This window comes from Ruegeria sp. SAZD013 (assembly GCF_059612525.1).
This window is the reverse complement of the sequence record NZ_JBXWQT010000039.1, coordinates 56,227-75,458: the sequence shown is the minus strand read 5'-3', so window position 1 is coordinate 75,458 and position 19,232 is coordinate 56,227. Positions and strand designations below refer to the sequence as shown.

Annotated in this window: 22 protein-coding genes; 9 read left to right on the top strand and 13 right to left on the bottom strand. The window is 57.4% G+C overall.

Annotation, left to right across the window (positions count from 1 at the left end; genetic code table 11):
- Positions 1-196: 196 nt before the first annotated feature.
- Entirely contained in the window at positions 197-1,672 is a 1,476-nt protein-coding gene (locus tag AC2FLU_RS20210) for an NAD-dependent succinate-semialdehyde dehydrogenase (protein WP_480555298.1), read from the top strand.
- Between the two features lie 170 nt (positions 1,673-1,842).
- Here the strand turns inward: AC2FLU_RS20210 and AC2FLU_RS20205 are convergent, their stop codons facing one another.
- From AC2FLU_RS20205 to AC2FLU_RS20175, 7 genes are all read right to left on the bottom strand, one after another.
- On the bottom strand, positions 1,843-2,769 hold the full coding sequence (locus AC2FLU_RS20205; protein WP_480520062.1) for a DMT family transporter: 927 nt from the start codon (positions 2,767-2,769) through the stop codon (positions 1,843-1,845).
- A gap of 171 nt (positions 2,770-2,940) precedes the next feature.
- Positions 2,941-3,408 (bottom strand): Hsp20 family protein, encoded by a 468-nt coding sequence (locus AC2FLU_RS20200; RefSeq protein WP_480474711.1) that lies wholly within the window; start codon positions 3,406-3,408, stop codon positions 2,941-2,943.
- Between the two features lie 122 nt (positions 3,409-3,530).
- Positions 3,531-4,346, bottom strand: a complete 816-nt coding sequence (locus AC2FLU_RS20195) for a trypsin-like serine peptidase (protein ID WP_480474709.1) — start codon at positions 4,344-4,346, stop codon at positions 3,531-3,533.
- Complete coding sequence (locus AC2FLU_RS20190) at positions 4,343-5,134, bottom strand: trypsin-like serine peptidase (RefSeq protein WP_480520066.1); 792 nt, start codon at positions 5,132-5,134, stop codon at positions 4,343-4,345. The genes AC2FLU_RS20195 and AC2FLU_RS20190 overlap by 4 nt, the downstream gene beginning before the upstream one ends.
- Before the next feature lie 120 nt (positions 5,135-5,254).
- Positions 5,255-6,568 (bottom strand): glycolate oxidase subunit GlcF, encoded by a 1,314-nt coding sequence (gene glcF, locus AC2FLU_RS20185; protein WP_480623307.1) that lies wholly within the window; start codon positions 6,566-6,568, stop codon positions 5,255-5,257.
- 4 nt (positions 6,569-6,572) lie between these two features.
- Entirely contained in the window at positions 6,573-7,673 is a 1,101-nt protein-coding gene (locus tag AC2FLU_RS20180; RefSeq protein ID WP_480555302.1) for an FAD-binding protein, read from the bottom strand.
- A 49-nt stretch (positions 7,674-7,722) separates the two neighbouring features.
- Entirely contained in the window at positions 7,723-9,162 is a 1,440-nt protein-coding gene (locus tag AC2FLU_RS20175) for an FAD-linked oxidase C-terminal domain-containing protein (protein WP_496808269.1), read from the bottom strand.
- An 80-nt stretch (positions 9,163-9,242) separates the two neighbouring features.
- Here AC2FLU_RS20175 and AC2FLU_RS20170 point away from each other — a divergent pair, with 80 nt between their 5' ends.
- Positions 9,243-9,953 (top strand): DUF599 domain-containing protein, encoded by a 711-nt coding sequence (locus tag AC2FLU_RS20170; protein ID WP_480476878.1) that lies wholly within the window; start codon positions 9,243-9,245, stop codon positions 9,951-9,953.
- A 35-nt stretch (positions 9,954-9,988) separates the two neighbouring features.
- Positions 9,989-10,336, top strand: coding sequence for a hypothetical protein (locus AC2FLU_RS20165; RefSeq protein ID WP_480476876.1), 348 nt, complete (start codon positions 9,989-9,991; stop codon positions 10,334-10,336).
- Between the two features lie 3 nt (positions 10,337-10,339).
- Here the strand turns inward: AC2FLU_RS20165 and AC2FLU_RS20160 are convergent, their stop codons facing one another.
- From AC2FLU_RS20160 to AC2FLU_RS20145, 4 genes are all read right to left on the bottom strand, one after another.
- Positions 10,340-10,825, bottom strand: a complete 486-nt coding sequence (locus AC2FLU_RS20160; protein WP_480474704.1) for a flavodoxin family protein — start codon at positions 10,823-10,825, stop codon at positions 10,340-10,342.
- Between the two features lies 1 nt (position 10,826).
- Positions 10,827-11,297 (bottom strand): 23S rRNA (pseudouridine(1915)-N(3))-methyltransferase RlmH, encoded by a 471-nt coding sequence (rlmH, locus tag AC2FLU_RS20155; RefSeq protein ID WP_496808268.1) that lies wholly within the window; start codon positions 11,295-11,297, stop codon positions 10,827-10,829.
- Positions 11,298-11,341: 44 nt separating this feature from the next.
- Positions 11,342-11,701 (bottom strand): ribosome silencing factor, encoded by a 360-nt coding sequence (gene rsfS, locus AC2FLU_RS20150; RefSeq protein ID WP_209599225.1) that lies wholly within the window; start codon positions 11,699-11,701, stop codon positions 11,342-11,344.
- Between the two features lie 164 nt (positions 11,702-11,865).
- Complete coding sequence (locus AC2FLU_RS20145) at positions 11,866-13,218, bottom strand: mechanosensitive ion channel family protein (protein ID WP_496808267.1); 1,353 nt, start codon at positions 13,216-13,218, stop codon at positions 11,866-11,868.
- 115 nt (positions 13,219-13,333) lie between these two features.
- On the opposite strand from AC2FLU_RS20145, the gene AC2FLU_RS20140 reads away from it, so the two are divergent.
- Genes AC2FLU_RS20140 through leuD form a run of 4 tightly spaced genes read left to right on the top strand, consistent with a single transcriptional unit; the run spans position 13,334 to position 16,103 of the window.
- Entirely contained in the window at positions 13,334-13,429 is a 96-nt protein-coding gene (locus tag AC2FLU_RS20140; protein WP_245220657.1) for an isopropylmalate isomerase, read from the top strand.
- 43 nt (positions 13,430-13,472) lie between these two features.
- A complete protein-coding gene (gene leuC, locus AC2FLU_RS20135) occupies positions 13,473-14,876 on the top strand; it encodes a 3-isopropylmalate dehydratase large subunit (protein ID WP_480494511.1) in 1,404 nt (467 codons plus the stop codon).
- A 37-nt stretch (positions 14,877-14,913) separates the two neighbouring features.
- Positions 14,914-15,456 (top strand): HdeD family acid-resistance protein, encoded by a 543-nt coding sequence (locus AC2FLU_RS20130; RefSeq protein WP_480520084.1) that lies wholly within the window; start codon positions 14,914-14,916, stop codon positions 15,454-15,456.
- Positions 15,457-15,497: 41 nt separating this feature from the next.
- Positions 15,498-16,103, top strand: coding sequence for a 3-isopropylmalate dehydratase small subunit (gene leuD / locus AC2FLU_RS20125; protein ID WP_480520086.1), 606 nt, complete (start codon positions 15,498-15,500; stop codon positions 16,101-16,103).
- A 24-nt stretch (positions 16,104-16,127) separates the two neighbouring features.
- Here the strand turns inward: leuD and AC2FLU_RS20120 are convergent, their stop codons facing one another.
- Positions 16,128-16,331, bottom strand: a complete 204-nt coding sequence (locus AC2FLU_RS20120) for a hypothetical protein (protein ID WP_480474697.1) — start codon at positions 16,329-16,331, stop codon at positions 16,128-16,130.
- Between the two features lie 104 nt (positions 16,332-16,435).
- On the opposite strand from AC2FLU_RS20120, the gene AC2FLU_RS20115 reads away from it, so the two are divergent.
- Positions 16,436-17,266 carry a hypothetical protein gene (locus AC2FLU_RS20115; protein WP_496715759.1) on the top strand — a complete coding sequence of 277 codons (831 nt, stop codon included), beginning with the start codon at positions 16,436-16,438 and terminating at the stop codon, positions 17,264-17,266.
- Complete coding sequence (locus AC2FLU_RS20110; RefSeq protein ID WP_496808274.1) at positions 17,263-18,291, top strand: endonuclease/exonuclease/phosphatase family protein; 1,029 nt, start codon at positions 17,263-17,265, stop codon at positions 18,289-18,291. Before AC2FLU_RS20115 ends, AC2FLU_RS20110 begins: the two co-directional genes overlap by 4 nt.
- Here AC2FLU_RS20110 and AC2FLU_RS20105 read toward each other — a convergent pair.
- Positions 18,288-19,190, bottom strand: a complete 903-nt coding sequence (locus tag AC2FLU_RS20105; protein ID WP_496715756.1) for a Rossmann-fold NAD(P)-binding domain-containing protein — start codon at positions 19,188-19,190, stop codon at positions 18,288-18,290. The two genes, AC2FLU_RS20110 and AC2FLU_RS20105, sit on opposite strands and share 4 nt — an antisense overlap.
- Positions 19,191-19,232 lie beyond the last annotated feature (42 nt).

The window sequence follows — 19,232 nt, the reverse complement described above, 5'->3', positions numbered from 1 at the left end:
CTGGCAAACTTGGGGTGGAAAGAAAAGCCGCGTGATCGCAACCTGACGTAGAACTCAACGCTGCGACTATGCTGCAACGATTAGGTCCGAAAATAATTTGATCAAAACTGGGCTGATCGACCTGTATCAGTGGCCATAGACAAAGCCTTCAACACCTGATTGGGTGCGCCAACTCAATTTCTGCGCGGAGAATGACATGCTGGACGCAACGACTGATCTAAAATCAATTCTGAAGAACCCAGGCCTGCTTGTAACCAAAGCCTATATCGGCGGTCAGTGGGTGGATGGTGACAACGGAACGTTCGACGTGACCAACCCGGCCCGGGGCGATGTGGTGGCCAAAGTGGCCGATGTCAGCCGCGCGCAGGTTGCCGGAGCAATCGCACAGGCCGAAGCCGCGCAAAAGGAATGGGCCAAGCTGACCGGCAAGGAACGTGCCGTGATCCTGCGGCGCTGGTTCGACCTGATGATGGAGAACGCCGAAGATCTGGGCAAGATCCTGACCGCAGAACAGGGTAAACCGCTGGCTGAGGCCATCGGCGAAATCGGCTATGGCGCGTCCTTCATCGAGTTTTTCGGTGAAGAAGCCAAGCGAGTGTATGGCGAGACCATCCCGGGACATCAGCGCGACAAGCGGATCATGGTGCTGAAACAGCCCATTGGTGTGGCGGCTTCGATCACACCCTGGAACTTTCCAAACGCCATGATCACGCGCAAGGCAGGGCCGGCGCTGGCGGCGGGGTGTGCCTTTGTTGCCCGCCCGGCGGCAGAAACACCACTGTCCGCGCTGGTTCTGGCGCTTCTTGCGGAACAAGCCGGCGTGCCAGCTGGTGTCTTCAACGTGGTGCCTTCATCCCAGGCCAGCGAGATCGGCAAGGAGTTCTGCGAAAACCCCGGTGTGCGCAAGTTGACCTTTACCGGCTCGACCGAGGTGGGGCGTATCCTGCTGCGGCAAGCTGCTGATCAGGTCATGAAATGCTCGATGGAACTGGGCGGCAATGCACCCTTTATCGTGTTTGATGACGCCGATCTGGATGCAGCCGTCGAAGGCGCGATGCTGTGCAAATTCCGCAATAACGGCCAGACCTGTGTCTGCGCCAACCGCATCTATGTACAGGCCGGTGTTTACGACGCGTTCGCTGCCAAACTGAAAGCGGCAGTTGAAGCCCTGAAAATCGGCGACGGTCTGACTGAGGGCACCACAACCGGCCCGCTGATCAATGCCGATGCGGTCGCCAAGGTGGAAGAGCATATCAGGGATGTCACGGACAAGGGCGGCGCCGTTCTGACCGGCGGATTGCCTCACGGTCTGGGCGGTACGTTCTTTCAGCCGACCATTGTGACCGGCGTGACTCAGGACATGATGGTGGCGCAGGATGAAACCTTTGGCCCGCTGGCACCGCTGTTCAAGTTCGAGAATGAAGATGACGTGATCGCCATGGCGAATGACACGATCTTTGGACTGGCCTCGTATTTCTATGCAAAGGACCTGAGCCGCGTCTACAAAGTGGCCGAGGCGCTGGAATATGGCATTGTCGGCGTGAACACCGGCATCATCTCGACTGAGCTAGGCCCGTTCGGCGGCGTCAAGCAATCCGGTCTGGGCCGAGAAGGCAGCCATCACGGCATGGAAGACTATCTTGAGATGAAATACGTCTGCATGTCGGTCTGATCTGGCGGGCCATCGCCTTGGGGCGGTGGCCATTCTGCCCGCAGGCGAGGCGTTGTTCGGGTCAAACGGACCGGTGGCGGCTGGGAAATAAACTTATTTCACCAAGCATGAATTCCCCACGCGCAAGCATCGCAGGAACTTTTCGTATGGGGCTCGATACGATCCCAAACTTACGTCTTTTCGTTTTTCGCTATCACGGTCGTTACGGTGCGCGTCACCCGACTTCTGGTTATTGCAATCGCCCCTAAGACCAAAGCACAGGCTATGGCTTGCGCAGTTGTGATCGCTTCTCCAAACGCAAAGAACCCGACTGCAAACATCGTGGGCAATTCAATGCTTCCGACAACCGCAGTTTGAGAAGCGCCGATCAGCGGCGAACAGATCGTGTAGACAAGCTGCGGCACAAGCGCCGTGACCAATCCAATTCCAATGATCAGAACCCAATCGGACTGACCTTCAGGAAGCAGCGTGGAAACGTCTGCATTCAGCATCAAAGGCAAAAGCCCAAGTACCGATCCCAGAGACACCGAGGCGATACGTGCAAGTGGCGCAATTCGGGACAACCTGTGGACCAGAACAGAAATCCCGAAGCCAAAACCAAATGGCGCCGCCAGCGAGATTAAAAGCGTAGGAATGTGCTCGACCGGAACGGATGCTGGCGAGCCTGCTATGATGGCAGCCAGAATTATGAGACCAGAAGCAAGAATCGCACGCCTTGTGGGAGTATCGGCGAACAAAGCCCACGCAATGATCAACGTGAAAACCGGATATGTCATATAGAGCACGCCCACCGTCGATGCGGGCAGTGTCTTTAGGGCTGTGACATATCCGATCCAGCCAAGCCCCATCACCACTCCGACCGCAAGACCCCAACAAATCTCGCGCCAGGCTGTTCGATGTACGACGAGAACTGGCAGTAACAAAACCGCCGGAACGATGTAGCGGTAGAATGCGACCGCGAAAGGTGCGACGCCCTGCTCGGTCAGCCCCCTGCTGAAATAGGGAACAAGCCCGAAACAAATTGAAGCGAAAAGAACGCCAACAACCGCAAGCGGTTGAGGAATAGCCGGTCTAGTCTGCGTGGATGTCGTCGACATCTGCAAGTTCTAGCACAGGTTCGCGATTAGTGTAGCGGAGTTTACCGGGCCCACGCTTTGATATGCAAAGGCGTTTTCATCAAAAAAACAACGCCCCGCGTCTGGAGGAACGCGGGGCGCGGGTGTTGCGGCAGTCCGGGAGGAGGAGACTGCCGCTAGGCTTTCAAAGCCTCAGTTCACGGCCTTGGCGTCAACCACATCTTTTTCGATGGCTTTAGCCGAGGTAATTTCGATCCGGCGCGGTTTCAGTGCCTCGGGCACTTCGCGCTTCAGGTCGATGTTCAGCATTCCGTTCTCATGGCTTGCACCGGTGACACGGACGTGATCGGCCAGCGCAAAGCGACGCTCGAACGCGCGGGTTGCGATGCCGCGATGCAGATAGCTGCGGCTCTTGTCCTCGGATGCCTTCTTACCTGCAACAACCAGCGCGTTTTCTTTCACTTCAACGGACAGGTCGCTTTCTGAAAAACCGGCGACGGCCACCGAGATACGGTAAGTGTCGACATCGGTTTTTTCGATGTTGTAGGGTGGATAGCTTGGCTGTGCCACATCATTGGTCAGAACACGATCCATCATGTCGGCGATCTGGTCAAAGCCAATGGTGGCGCGGTGCAGCGGTGCAAAATCAAATGTACGCATGTGTCATATCCTCATTTTTGAGCGATTCACGATCTGGCCCTCCGGCTGGACGGACCAATGTTGATGACGGACCCCGTTGTGGCGATCCGATATCAGTGACATGGGAAGCGATTTGACCGAGTTCAACCCCCGCCGGAGCTGATGAATTTCGCGCCAGACCCGGACGCGCCGGACCCAGCCTGTAACCGGCGGATCGTAGCTGTTGGTTTTGGCGCATCGCGCCGCATGATGGACTTGAGCTCGGCCACTATTCCGTCAAGCTCCATGCCGAACCCCACCTTTCTTCGACCGTTGGTGCCTACCGCTGAAACCACGGACAAAACCTGCCAGCGCGAACCGTTTTTTACCAGAATGGCGGATCCGGAAGACCCGAAGGTGACGTCGCAATCAAATGTGATCAGGCCCTGCCTGCGATCCAATACGCGGCACGACCTTTCGCGCGTGATCGCCTCGGATCGTCCGCGCCCATACGAGGCTATGCTGATCTCGTTTCCCGAAACTCGCCCGCTGTGCAACACGAAAGGATCGGCAATCGAATACGGAATGGGCTCATTCAGCCGCATCAGGGCGACATCCATCCGAACACCTTCGTGCGAAAGCGGGTTATTTGAAGCGTAGCCGGGCAGAACCGCAATCTGCGTGACCTGACGTTCGGCCAACGCGTTGCCGTTGCTCAGACCCGCACGAAACGTGATGTCTTTGGGCGCGTATGTTTCCCCGGTACGGCGGTCCACAGCACAATGGGCAGCGGTCAGCACCATGTCCTGCGCGATCAGCGTACCTGTGCAATAGGACTCTTCGCGCACATCCAGCCGCCCGATTGCTTCCCAACCATAAAGGTCATCCCGGTCTGTCAGCTTGCGTTTGTTGGCTTGCGCATGGGATGCGGTCGCCAGAACACTCAGGCCCAAAAGTAAAATTAATAAGACCTTGGTCATGGCCTGACAAACCTTGCACCGACGTTCTTGCCGGTACTTGAACCGGAGGTCGACAATCCAAATCCATGCCCGGCAGACAGCTCGTCGCGCAGCAGTTGCAGCGAATGTTCAACCGCAGTGCCGATCGCAACGCTCTGGCCATCCATGCTGGCCTTTGCCGCCACAACCGACACGATTTGAGGGCGCGCGCCTGTAAAGGAAAAAACCGGTGCCCCTGAAGATCCGAAATCGACGTCGCAGGACATGATCATAACGCCTGCCTGCCGGTTCATGACCGAACAAACCTGTTGCAACGAAGGTGCTTCCGACCGGTCATGCGCATATGACACCACACCCACCTCCGCACCCCGGCGGGGCTGATCTCCTGATTCAAACGGAATGACCGATGTGTTGCGGATCGGCTGCCAAAGCTCGATCAGGGCGACATCCGCGCCGACACGGTCCGTCGACGACTCGGCACTGAATTGATAATCCGGGTGAATTACAGCTTGTCTTGCCGTTCGATAAGCCAGAGCGCGGCCCAGCCGCCACCCGGCCAGAAATTCGATATCGGACGGGTTCACCCGCTGCCCGGAAACCTTGTCAAACAGGCAGTGCGCAGCTGTCAGCACAAGGGTCGGCGACACAAGCGTTCCGGTGCAAAACCCTTTTCCGGCAATATCCAGACGCCCGACAGCCATCCATTCGCGCCCGGAATCCGAGGTCTCCAGGCTTTCCAGCCTGGTGTCCTGTGCTGTAGCCGCCATCGGCAAAGCACAAAGCACAATCGCCTTAATCCAGTTGCGCACTCGGGTCTCCGGAGACTCACTCTGAAGCGTTTGTCGTACGTGCCCCGTTGGGCGAAAATAGGGCGATCGGTGTACAGGGGAATTTCCTGAGGAAATGATGCGGGTCGGCATCAGGGCGGCTCATCGCAATATGGGAACAGCGCCCTCTGCCCGTTGCAAGGCGGGTGGCTTTGGCCCCCCTGTCGCCCAATCCAGCAGCTCGACCGTATGAACGACTGGCACTTGGGTGCCGGACCCGATCTGCATCATGCAGCCGATATTGCCTGCGGCGATGATATCGGGTTTCTTGACCTCCAGTGCCTTTATTTTACGCTGCTTCAACTGACCCGAGATTTCCGGCTGCATGAGGTTGTAAGTCCCTGCGCTACCGCAGCACAAATGGCTGTCGGCGGGCTCGACCACTTTGAACCCGGCACGTTTCAGCAGGTCTTTGGGATAGGTCTTGATCTTCTGCCCATGTTGCAGTGAACAGGCTGCGTGATACGCAACAGTAAGGTCCTGATCACGCCCTTCGGGCAAATTCAGCTGCATAACCAGCTCACTGATATCCATCGCAATACCCGAGACCCGCGCAGCATCATCCGAGAGCGTGTCGTTTCGGAACATATGCCCGTAATCCTTGACTGTCGTCCCACAGCCCGAGGTATTGATCACGATGGCGTCCAATCCGTCGCCGTCCATCTCGCGAATCCAGGCCCTGATATTGGCGATTGCGGCTGCATGGCTGTCTTTCACCTTGCCCATGTGATGGGTCAGTGCTCCACAACATCCAGCACCCTCAGCCACCACAACCTCACATCCAAGCCGGGTCAGCAGACGGATCGTGGCGTCATTAATGTCGGTATTCAGCGCTTTCTGCGCGCATCCCGTCATCAGGGCCACCCGCTTTTTCCGCTCGCCTTCGGGCGCAAAGTTTTGTGGATCATCGTTGCGGCTGACCGGTGGAATGTTCATTGGCGCCATGTCCAGCATGGCACGCAACCGGGCATCTGGCATCAAGAACCGGAACGGGCGACCCAGTTTAGCCCCGATCAAGGCCCAGCGAAAGCGCATCGGATAGGGCAGGATCCGCGCCAGAACCCAACGCAAAATGCGATCCGTCAAAGGGCGCTTGTAATTCGCCTCGATATATTCACGCGCGTGATCGACCAGATGCATGTAGTGCACACCTGATGGGCAAGTGGTCATGCAAGCCAGGCAGGACAGGCACCGGTCGATATGTTTGACCGTCTTTTCGTCGGGCTGCCGCTCGTTTTCGAGCATATCCTTGATCAGATAAATGCGCCCGCGCGGGCTGTCCAACTCGTCGCCAAGAACCTGATAGGTCGGACATGTTGCCGTGCAGAATCCACAATGGACGCAATTTCGCAGAATTTCGTTCGCGCGTTTGGTTGCCGGGTCTTGCAACTGCCGTTCTGTGAATGATGTCTGCATAAACCTATCCCATCAGTCCCGGATTGAACAAACCACGTGGGTCAAACTTCGCGCGCAATCCATTTGTCAGGGTCGAGACGGCCGCGTTCTCTGGTTGAAAGCGCCCCAGTCGCGCGACCGTTTCTGCATCCGCTCGCACAAGTGTCGCGTGGCCGGAAAACACATCAAGCCGCGCGCGCAGATCCGTACCTTTCGGGACGCGCAGCCAGACAAGCCCGCCGCCCCAGTCAAAAAGCAACTGATCCGCTTCAGCACGCGCTGAAACTTCGGCCGCATCTCCGGGTTTAACTGAAAGCCGCCAGACATCCCCGTCCTGCCCCTGAAACGGATGAGCATCGCGGATACCAGCCCAAAGCGTGTCTGCATCCGCTTCCTCTGAAATCTCACCAAACCGGGACAGTTCAGCCGTCAACCTGCCTGTACGATATGCGACCGCATCCGTGAAGTCTTCGACCCTAAGCAGGGCTTTCCCGGCGTCGGGATCATACGCAGCCCCGGTTACCTCGAACGGCGATCTCAGTGCAGCGGACAACACCCGAACCGCAGTACCAGCATCCCGAACCGCAACAGATAATGTTGCCGCCCGTTCCGGTTTGGGCAGCACCTTCAGCGAGACCTCGGTCAAAACCCCTAAAGTACCCCAGGACCCGCCCATCAATTTGACCAGATCGTACCCGGTGACGTTCTTCATGACGCGGCCACCGTTCTTGATCACCTGCCCGCGCCCATCGACATAGCGCACCCCCAGCAGAAAGTCCCGGCAGGCCCCGGCCTGAATCCGTCGAGGGCCCGAAATATTGGCCGCGACGACACCGCCAATGGTCGGTTCACCCTGTGTTCCCAGCAAACCGCGATGGTCCATCGGCTCAAATGCGAGGTGCTGGCCCTCTGCTTCCAGCGCCGCCGTGATCTCTGCCAAAGGCGTCCCTGCCCGTGCAACAAGGGTCAGCGCCCCGGGTTCATATAGCGTGATACCGCGCAAAGCTCCGGTTTCGATTTCTGCATGCGGACCGACAATTCCACGCGTCCCGCCTCCGACAATGCGTACAGGGTTTTCCAACCCGGCCACCAGCTTTGCCAGATCGGCCTCAGTCTCAGGTCTCATTGGCTTCATCTTTTCAAAAATACTCCGGGGGCAAGGGGGCAGCGCCCCCTTATTCTGCTGCCATTCGCCGCGGCTCCGACACGTCGAGCGGAAACACTTTGGCCGCGTTCAGCAGCCATTTGGGATCGAAAACGTCCTTAACCGCCATCTGCGCCTCAAGGTCGGCAGGTGAATATTGATGAGACATCAGATCCCGCTTTTCGATCCCCACACCATGCTCCCCAGTCAAACAGCCGCCCTCGTCAACACACAGCTTCAGAATCTCTGCCCCGAAAGCTTCGCATTTTTCCAGATCGCCGGGTTTGTTGGCATCGAACAGGATCAGCGGATGCATATTTCCGTCGCCTGCGTGGAACACATTTCCGACCGGCAACCCAAACTCTTCACTCAGTTCTCCGATGCGGCGCAGAACGGTTGGTAGGGCTGACACCGGGATCGTCCCATCCAGACACATATAATCGTTCAATTGTCCCATGGCACCGAATGCAGATTTCCGACCCAACCAGATCTTGGCGCTTTCCTCGGCCGACTGGCTTTCGCGCAATTCAACGGGGTCATGGCGTTTGGCTATCTCGATGATTTTCGAAAGCTGATAATCGATTTCAGCGTCAGACCCCTCCACTTCGACGATCAGCAGCGCATGGCAATCGGGATAACCGGCATGGGCAAAGTTTTCGCAGGCCCTGATGCACAGGGTATCCATGAACTCGATCGCAACCGGCAATATGCCCGATTTGATGATGTCCGAGACACACTGCCCCGCAACCTCATTGTCATTGAAACCCATCAGAACCGGTCGTGCGCCTTCGGGCTTGCGAAGAATACGCAACGTGGCCTCGGTCACCACTCCCAGTTGACCTTCGGACCCACAGATGACGCCCAACAGGTCCAGACCTGGTGCATCCAGATGCGCACCACCAATTTCGACAACGCTGCCGTCCATCATGACCATGGTCACGCCCAAGAGGTTGTTTGTTGTCACCCCATATTTGAGGCAATGCGCACCGCCTGAGTTCATCGCGATATTGCCAGCAATGGCACAGGCCAGCTGCGAAGACGGATCAGGGGCGTAGAAGAAATCCTCCTCTTCGACCGCGCCGGTAACGCTCAGATTGGTGCGACCCGTCTGTACTTTGATGAAGCGGTTGTCGTAGTCGATTTCCAACACCTCATTCATCCGTGCGACGCCCAGAATGACGCAATCCGCCGTGGGCAAGGCTCCACCGGCCAATGAAGTGCCCGCGCCGCGCGGCACCACAGGCACGTTTTCGTCATGACAAATGCGCAGAACGTCCGAAACCTGCTGTGTGCTTGACGGCAGCACGGCCAGCATCGGCGGGCATTTATAGGCTGTCAAAGCGTCACACTCGTAAGCGCGGGTTTCGGCGGGGTCATGGATGATCACATCTTCGGGCAGAACCCGCGACAGCCGCGCAACAAGCGCAGATTTCCGGCTCAGAACATCCGGGCTTGGCTTTGGCATCTCCATGGCATCACTCCTTTTGGTAAAATAATATTACCAATTTCTTACTCTGGCAAGTTCCCATGCCCGGCCTTACTGTCGCGGCCATGACCTGGATCGAACGCGCCGCTCTTTTTGCCCCTTTGGACTATGCATCACTGCTTCTGCTGCTGGGTGCGTGGCTGTGGATCGGGTGGAAAATCGAACATCCGTCGCCGCAGAGACAATCCGTAGCCCTCATGATGGACGATTACCGGCGCGACTGGATGCGCGAGATGGTGACCCGCCAACCGCGCATGTTCGACGCGCAAGTCGTGGCGGCCATGCGGCAGGGCAGTACATTTTTCGCGTCGACCACGATGATTGCCATCGGGGGCGGGCTGGCCCTGCTGGGCAACACTGAAAGACTGGCAGGCGTCGCAATCGACCTTGCCATCGGCAGTGTTCCGGCAATGGTCTGGGAGATCAAGATCCTTTTCGTCGTATTGCTGCTGGCCAACGCATTTCTGAAATATGTGTGGGCGCACCGCCTTTTCGGGTATTGCGCCGTGTTGATGGCTGCAGTTCCCAATGACCCCGAAGACCCGCAAACCTATCCCCGCGCCGGTCAGGCGGCCGAGATCTGTGTCACCGCAGCGCGCAGCTTCAACCGTGGCCTGCGCGCCACCTATTTTGCATTGGCATCGCTGGCGTGGTTTCTTGGACCTGTCGCGCTCATTTTGGGCACAGCGGTCACGTTTGGCGTCTTGTATCGGCGCGAGTTCGCCTCACATTCCCGGGAAATACTGATGGCCCGAGCCGCCAGCACGGATACGTGATACCGATGCGCTACCTCACTGGCTACACTGGTGCGATGCGATACTTTATTCTCTGTGCCTTAATGGCCAGCCCTGCCCTTGCCGACCCGCCAACAATCGAGCAGGTCCGCACTAGTGCGAACGGCGATACATGGCGGTTCGATGTAACGATCCGGCATTCCGATACGGGTTGGGATCATTACGCCGACGGCTGGCGTGTTCAGGATATGGATGGAAACGAATTGGGAATGCGCGTGCTGGTCCATCCACACGAAACCGAACAACCCTTTACCCGCTCTTTGGGTGGGGTGGTCATTCCAAAAGGCCAGAACCAGGTGCAAATTCAGGCACGGTGCATCGTCGATGGATGGAATGGAGGCACCACGGTTGTCAAACTGGATTGACCCTCAGAAAATACCTATGGCCAGACCCGCACCCAAAGCGGCTCCTGTCTCGCGGCATTGATCCAGCTGGTCTTGCGGGATTGTCTTTTCGGCCAATATGGCCTCGGGCGATTGCGCATGGGTGCAAATGATCAGCGGAGGCTGAACAGCTTTCAATCGCCAACCGGTGGCTATCCGTGCGATCTGACGGGCGGCGTTTTCGCCATCTGATCCTGCGCAAATCATCTGCACATAGGGTCGGCCTTCTAGTCTTCCCAGCACCGGGTAGTAGCAGCGGTCGAAGAATTCCTTCATCAGACCCGAAATTGCCGCCAGATTTTCTGGCGCGCAAAAGATGTAGCCATCGGCAGCCAGCAGATCTTCCGGCCCGGCTTGATTGGCTGGAATAAGCTTTGTGTCAGCCTCACCTCGCGCTGCTTCGGCCGCCGCTTCGGCCATCTGCCGGGCACCGCCTGTGCGAGAGTGATAAACGATCAGAAGCTGCGCCATGTCAGACCCGGTGGTAGGGGCCACCTGACAGAATGGTCGCGGCCCGGTAAAGTTGCTCGGCCAGCATCACACGGACCAGCATATGGGGCCAGACCATCGACCCGAATGAAATGGAAAAATCCGCCTCGGCCCGCAAAACTGGGTCGATTCCATCCGCGCCACCGATAACAAATGCCAGGTCCTGCCGACCCGCGTCGCGCCAATCACCCAGCTTCTTCGCGAAATTGGGCGAGGACATGACCCGCCCCCGTTCATCCAGCGTGCACAACACTGCCCCTTTGGGTAGGGCCTTGCGTAGCAGCGCGGCCTCGGCTGCCATGCCTGCGTTTTTCTTGTCTTCAACCTCGATCACCTGCGCAGGCCCAAGGCCCAGCGCACGGCCGGTCCGGTCAAAACGGGTCAGGTAATCGTCAAGCAGTGTCTTCTCGGGTCCGGCGCGCAATCGCCCGACCGCAACTATGCTGATACGCATATCTCTCTCGCCTCCGGCCTGTTAATGCAGGCCGGGATGGCGCCTCAGTTCGCCGAGGCGCTGCCGCCCTGAGGCAGCCACATCTTTTCCAGCTGATAGAATTCACGCACTTCGGGGCGGAAGATATGGACGATGACGTCGCCCGTATCGATCAGCACCCAGTCGCCGGTGTCCTTGCCTTCGACCTTCGAGGTGAAACCGAATTCCTGCTTGATGCGATCCGTCAGCTTTTCCGCCATGGCCGAAACCTGACGGGTCGACCGACCCGAGGCAATCACCATGTGATCCGCAACCGATGATTTGCCCTGCAGGTTGATCTGCACGACGTCTTCGGCCTTGTCATCGGAAAGTGAGGAAAGGATTCGTTCAAGCAGCTTGTCGCTGATTGACTGAGAGTGGGCCATTATGTTGACCCCATCATCGGCGGGCAAACCCGCCTGTGTATGTAGAGACAGGACATAATCCTCCTTTGCTGCGCGCCGCGAAACCCCGGCGCCGGGGTACTAATTAGGTAGCAAGAGGAATGCAACATTTCAATGAATGCACGCTGCAGGGCGTCCACAGACGCTTACTCTGTGATGATCTGTTGCGCAGTTGCGCCTTCCGACAACAGCCGGACTTCGCGCTGCGGGAAGGGGATCGAGATGCCTTCTTCCTTGAATGCGTCCCAAAGCGCCAGATAGACGTTGCCCCGGATATTGGTCAGCCCCTTTGTCGGGTCGCTGATCCAGAACCTCAGCACATAGTCCACGCTGCTGTCACCAAATCCGGTGATGTGGCAAACCGGTTCATGTTTGCCGCCGCTCAGGACCCGGGCAACCGCCTTTACCGCCATGATTGCGGTTGCGCGCACTTTATGCGGATCGTCGTCATAGCTGGTACCAAAATCCAGATCCAATCTCACGAACCGGTCGGAATGCGACCAGTTCACCACCTGGTTGGTAATCAGATCTTCGTTTGGGATCAGGTACTCGCGCCCGTCCCGTGTTACGACCGACACATATCGCGCGCCAAGCGAGTTGATCCAACCGAACGTATCCCCCAACGAGATCACATCGCCCGGCTTGATCGAGCGGTCCATCAGGATGATGATCCCCGATATCAGGTTCGACACCACTTTTTGCAAACCGAACCCGATACCCACGCCGATGGCGCCGGACAAAAGCGCGATGCCGGTCAGATCGAACCCTAACGTTCGGATCGCAGCCATAAAGACTGCCCCGTAAAGCAGAACCTGTATGCCTTTTGACAATAGCACCTGCATGGACGGGGTTATGTCGTCATTGCTTTGCAATGCGCGTTCGGCTGCGCGCGTGCCGATACGGACCAGTGTCAGCAGGATGCCAATCAGCAATGTGGCTTTGAGAATACCAAGGGCCGAAATATGCAGGTCCCCGATGGAAATCGCCACTCCGTCAAGAAAACCCGCGACATCATCTGTCAGATTCAGCGCGACTAGCGTTGCGTAGATCCACATTGCCCACTTGAAAATCCGGCGAAGCGTGCGGTTTTGGACCAGTCTCGCGACCAGTGCTATTGCCAGCCATGCCGCCGCCAGCGTAGCTATCACCCCGATGATATAGCTGCGCGACGGCCAGGTGAGCTGCTGCATGATCAGATACAATGCCCACGAAAGCAGGATGAAGTAGACCAGCGCCAACCGCCGCATCAACTGTACCAGAACCCGGAGCCGCCATTTCGGCCATCCCGTGCGTGAACGGGCCCAGGCATCCCATCTAGACTGGGTCAGGAATTTCAGCAGCAAAGCCAGCGCCCACAGCAACAGGATGATGAGCAGTTGATATTGTCGCCAGCCCGGCGTGACGATCAGATCAAGCAGCTTTGCAAATTGCGCGGAAAAAGCCGCAACCATGTTGTTATAGAGGTCAGTCAGCGTACTTGGGATCAGGTCTTGGTTCATGCACGTCTCCTGCGGGCCAGCTTGAACAGCAATGCGGAGTGATGCAAGCCTGACACCGGTTTTGAACCTTGATTGCCGGAAGGGCGCGGTATATCTGAACCGCATGAGACTCAATGTGGCCCAACTTCAGAATCTGGAAGATCGCGCGCGCTTGCGTGAACGGTTCTTTGGCGCTGCCCGCACGGTTCTGGCGCGCCTATCCGTCGCCTGAGCCAACTCGCCAGCTATTTCTCATTACATACGGGAGAGGACCGATGTCCCCCAAGACACTCTATGACAAGATCTGGGATGCCCATGTCGCGCACGAAGCCGATGATGGAACCTGCCTGCTTTATATCGACCGCCATCTGGTGCACGAAGTCACCAGCCCACAGGCTTTTGAAGGGCTGCGCATGGCAGGCCGCAAGGTGCGCGCGCCGGAAAAGACCATCGCCGTACCGGACCACAACGTGCCGACCACGCCGGACCGCGTGAACGGGATCGAAAACCCGGAATCGCGCATTCAGGTCGAAGCGCTGGACAAGAACGCCAAGGATTTCGGCATTCACTACTACCCGGTGAATGACGTGCGCCAGGGCATTGTCCACATCGTTGGCCCGGAACAGGGCTGGACCCTGCCGGGTATGACCGTTGTCTGCGGCGACAGCCACACAGCGACCCATGGTGCATTCGGCGCGCTGGCTCACGGTATTGGTACGTCTGAGGTTGAGCATGTTCTGGCAACGCAAACGCTGATCCAGAAGAAGTCCAAGAACATGAAGGTGGAAATCACCGGTAAGTTGCAACCGGGCGTGACCGCTAAGGACATCACTCTGGCCGTAATCGGTGAGACCGGCACCGCTGGCGGTACCGGCTATGTCATCGAGTATTGCGGTGAAGCAATCCGTGATCTGTCGATGGAAGGTCGCATGACCGTCTGCAACATGGCAATCGAAGGCGGTGCTCGTGCCGGTCTGATCGCGCCGGATGAAACAACGTTCGACTACGTTAAAGGCCGCCCGCACGCGCCGAAGGGCGCGCAATGGGAAGCGGCTCTGACTTGGTGGAAAACGCTCTTTACTGATGAAGGCGCGCATTTCGACAAGGTCATCACCTTGCGCGGCGAGGACATCGCGCCGGTCGTGACTTGGGGCACTAGCCCCGAGGACGTTCTGCCGATCACCGCAACCGTACCGAACCCCGAAGATTTCGAAGGCGGCAAAGTCGACGCGGCCCGCCGCTCCATTGAATACATGGGGCTGAAGGTCGGTCAGAAGCTGAGCGAAGTTGAGATCGACACTGTCTTTATCGGCTCGTGCACCAACGGCCGGATCGAGGACCTGCGTGCTGCCGCCGAGATTCTGAAGGGCAAAAAGATCAAGGACGGCATACGCGCCATGGTCGTTCCGGGCTCGGGTCTGGTCCGCGCGCAGGCCGAAGAAGAAGGTCTGGCGGATATCTTCAAAGAAGCCGGTTTCGAATGGCGTCTGGCAGGATGTTCGATGTGTCTGGCGATGAATCCCGACCAGTTGCAACCGGGTGAACGCTGCGCCGCGACTTCGAACCGCAACTTCGAAGGCCGTCAAGGCCGGGGCGGGCGTACCCACCTGCTGAGCCCGGCAATGGCCGCCGCAGCGGCAATCACAGGACGGCTGACAGACGTCCGTGAAATGATGTAAGCTGCCCTCATAACTGGATATTCGAGGGATTGAAGACATGAGTGACTGGACAAAATGGCTATTGCTTGGACTTCTGTCCATCATGTTCGGCATCTTTGTGCTGGGCGCACCGGTCGTGGCATCAATTACCGTGACGGTGGTCACAGGTGTATTGCTGCTGATTTCTGGCGCATTGCAGGTTGTTGGCGGCTTCACAGTCGAAGGGACCGGCAACAAGATACTGTCATTTATCATGGGTGTCGTGATGCTGTTTCTGGGCTGGTCCTTTCTGGATCACCCACTGCAAGGAACGCTGACGCTGGCAACCGTCTGCCTGATCCTGTTCATGGCTGGCGGCATTGCCCGAGTGATCCTATCGTTCCAGATGCGCGGAACACAGTATTTCTGGGCGACGCTGGTCTCGGGCATCATGTCAATTGTTCTGGCGATCCTGATCTGGCGCTTTGCAGCGATGGATCCTTCGGTGCTGCTGCAATTGCTGGGCATCCTGCTGGGGATCGAAATGATCTTTAACGGGCTCGGCCTTGTCTTCATGGCGTTCTTCGTCAAGGACGCTCCAAAAGAAACGAAACAAGCTTAACGCGGGGCCTGGGCGCGGCCCTCTCCCGCAGGAGTGTGAACATGGATAAGTTTGAAAAAGTCCACGGGGTGGCCGCCCCAATGCCGCTGATCAATATCGACACCGATATGATCATCCCGAAAGTGCACCTGAAAACCATCAAACGGTCCGGCCTGGGCATCGTTCTGTTCGACGAGATGCGCTATCACGATGACGGTCAGGAGAATGAAGAATTCGTCCTGAACAAGCCCGCCTATCGCGAGGCCGAGATTCTGGTTGCAGGCGACAACTTCGGCTGTGGGTCCTCGCGCGAACACGCGCCCTGGGCGATCAAGGATTTCGGCATCAAGGTCGTGATCTCGACCAGTTTTGCCGACATCTTCTTCAACAACTGTTTCAAGAACGGCATTCTGCCGATCGTTGTCGGGGCAGAACACCACGCGATCCTGATGGATGATGCGCATAAAGGCGAAAACGCCCGCATGACCGTACATCTGGAAGATCAGCAGATCACCACATCGGACGGCATCGTGATCGATTTCGAAATCGATCCTCACCGCAAGCACTGCCTGCTGAATGGTCTAGACGATATCGGGCTGACGATGGAAAAAGATCATCACATCGACAAGTTCGAGGATCACGCCAGTCAGGCCCGTCCCTGGGTGTGATTCTGGGGGCGAATCTGTGGATACTCAACCTGACGGGGTCGCCAAGGCGGCCCCGCTCGCATTCTTGGGGTTGATTTTTTGAAAACCACAACATGTGGGTATCAATTTGAGATACACGTCGGATTTGCGTCGAAAATGATGCAATACCGCACCAGTTGCGCCATCTTTTTGCCCGAAATCACGTGTTTTCTGCACCTCGGCTTGAGCAAAATGCCGCTTATCGTTCATGTTGGCGCTAAAGAGGATCCGTCAACGTCAGACGAAGCGACGGGCGCAAGTTGGAAACAAGTCGACAAAGATCGGCTGATCCGGTTTGAAAAAGGGTTCGGATAGTGATTGCGCGCACAACAGGGGCGGCTATACGCGGTATACTTGTTGCACTTATGGTGCTGACACCTGCGTTGTACCTGCCTGTCTCATCTACGAACGGGACCGAGATACTGGTCTTTCTCGCGATCCTCGCGTTTATCCTGACCTTTGCCGAATACAATTCCGCATTTCCCAGCTTTATCGAATTCCGCGACGCGCCCCCGGTCAATCGCCTTCGGTTTGTCGGCCTGATGTCGATGGTCACCTTTCTGACGCTGATCTGCAAAAACGCCTTTGAACCAACGCAGCTGACCACATTCTCTTATTCGGTTGGCCTGGCTGTCGCAAATGTGGTGGACTTCCCCTATTCTCCGGTGCGCCTCATCGTGCTGATGTTACCCCCGGATGCCAGCCACGCCTTGATCGAACTGGTCCGCATCACGGCCAGCGTGGCTTATGTTGCGGCTTTGGTCACGATTGTCAGCTTTGCCTATGCGGTCAGGGTTCGGGGATGGCCAACCGGCAATGGCGCCTTCAATGTGTGGACTAACTTGCCGCTGTTTGACCCGACCAAAGGGGGTGATGTCGTTGCGCGCCTTCAAAGGGATGGCCGCCTGAACATCTGTATCGGCATTCTGCTGCCATTCCTCATTCCGGCGATCATCAAGTTGATGAGCAGTGTGATCGCCCCGATCTCCCTCGGGAATCCACAGACCTTGATCTGGACCATGAGCGCATGGGCCTTCCTGCCCGCCAGCATGATCATGCGCGGCATGGCGACCCTCAGGATCGCGGGCTTGATCATGGAAAAACGCCGCGCCTATTCGACCAGCGAGTCAACACAGACCGCATGATCCGCATCTTGTGTCTGCTATGGCTGCCCTTTGCGGCACAGGCAGAAGTCGTGCGCATTGCCACCTATAATACCGAGCTTAGCAGAAATGGTCCCGGTTTGTTGCTTCGCGACATTCAACGCGATGACGCGCAGGTTCTGGCCGTTGTCGACGTTATTGCGTCGGCGCGCCCTGACATAATCGCCCTTCAGGGTATCGACTGGGATCTGAACAATACCGCTGTAATCGCCCTGATTGGGAAACTGCGCAACGCGGGGCTTGATTATGGATATTACCTTGCCACACAACCCAATGCCGGCCTGGAAACCTCGCTTGATCTGGACGGTGATGACAAGACCCAAGGCCCCGGCGACGCGCAAGGCTGGGGGCAGTTCACCGGTCAGGGTGGGTTGGCGGTGTTGTCGCGATACGAAATTATCACCGCCGAGGTTCAGGATCATTCCGAGCTGTTGTGGCGGAGTTTACCGGGCGCCACCTTGCCTAGAGTAAACGGGCAACCCTTCCCGTCTGACGCGGCACATCAGATACAACGCCTGTCTTCGACCGCACACTGGGTTGTACCGATCGAAACCCCTTATGGGCGGCTCAACTTGATGACCCTTCATGCGACGCCACCCGTTTTCGATGGGCCCGAGGATCGAAATGGCTTGCGCAATCAGGATGAGATCCGGCTCTGGTCCGTTTTACTGAACGGTGAACTGGGGCCAGTCCCCGAAAGTCCCTTTTTGATCGCCGGCGATGCCAACCTTGACCCAGCGCGTGGGGAGGGCCGTAAACAGGCCATTCAGTCCCTTCTGGCCCATCCGCGTTTGCAAGACCCGCTGCCGAAAGACCCGTCAGGCTCGACCTCAACGGTCGCTTGGAAGGCCACGGGTGAAATGCGCGTGGATTATGTGTTGCCGTCCGCCGACCTGCGCATTTCGGACGCCGGTGTTACGTGGCCGAAAGAAGGCAGTAAGCTATACGAATCTGCCCTGCGCGCCAGCAGGCACCGATTGGTCTGGGTTGACGTCACCCTGCCCTAAGGCGTGACCGTCTCTCCGTTCGCATAGGGCAAAGCCACTTGGCTGGGTGAGATCGCAGAACGCAATGCATCATCCAGATCTGTCTGATACACAGAACCCAGCAACTCGGTCAGGTACGATCCGTCCAACTGGTGCGACACCTGCCACAGATACCGCATTTCAATCAGGTGTGAGGACATGCGCCAGAATGGTCGCGCCAGCTGCAATGGCCACCATTGCATAGGCTTCACGAATATGTCCCTTCCAGTCACTCTCGACAAAGACTGCGCGATCTCAGTTCCGGTCAGAGTATAGCCAGCGAAAGGAACATCGCAGAACCGCGGCAGATCCTTTCGGATTTCACACAGCGCGACGGCAGCTTGGGCCAGATCAGGCAGATAGGCCCAGGCGTGCAAAGCTTCTGGATCTCCGGGATACACGAATTGATTGCGCGACAGATGCTTGATCATGACCTGATCGAACCAGTTTCCAGATGCCTCGGTGTCAATGAAATCACCCGCACGCAGAAGGATCGTTCTGACGGTTGAAGCGCGATACGCCTCCTCCATCTCGATCCGGATACGGCCAAGCGGATTGGTGGCCAAGTGCGGTGTAAGGCCGGACCATGGGCCTTGCGTGCCCGGTCCAAAAACGTAGACGTTTCCGGGAACCAGTACGGTGGCTCCGGTCTCGGACGCGGCGTCTATCACACGTCTGGTCAGGTCGGGCATTTCACGCGACCAATCAGGATAGAGCGGGTTCCACCCGTTTACGATGACATCCACCCCTTTTGCCGCCTGGGAAAGAGAACCGGACCCGCGACGGAATGTCTGCACGGCCCAGCCTGCATTCCGAAACGCCTTTGCAGCATTGCGCCCAAACCGGCCCGATGCGCCGAGTATCAGTGCAGTTTGTGTCATTGATGCCTCCTGTTTCAGACCAATCTATCCATTCAATGCACG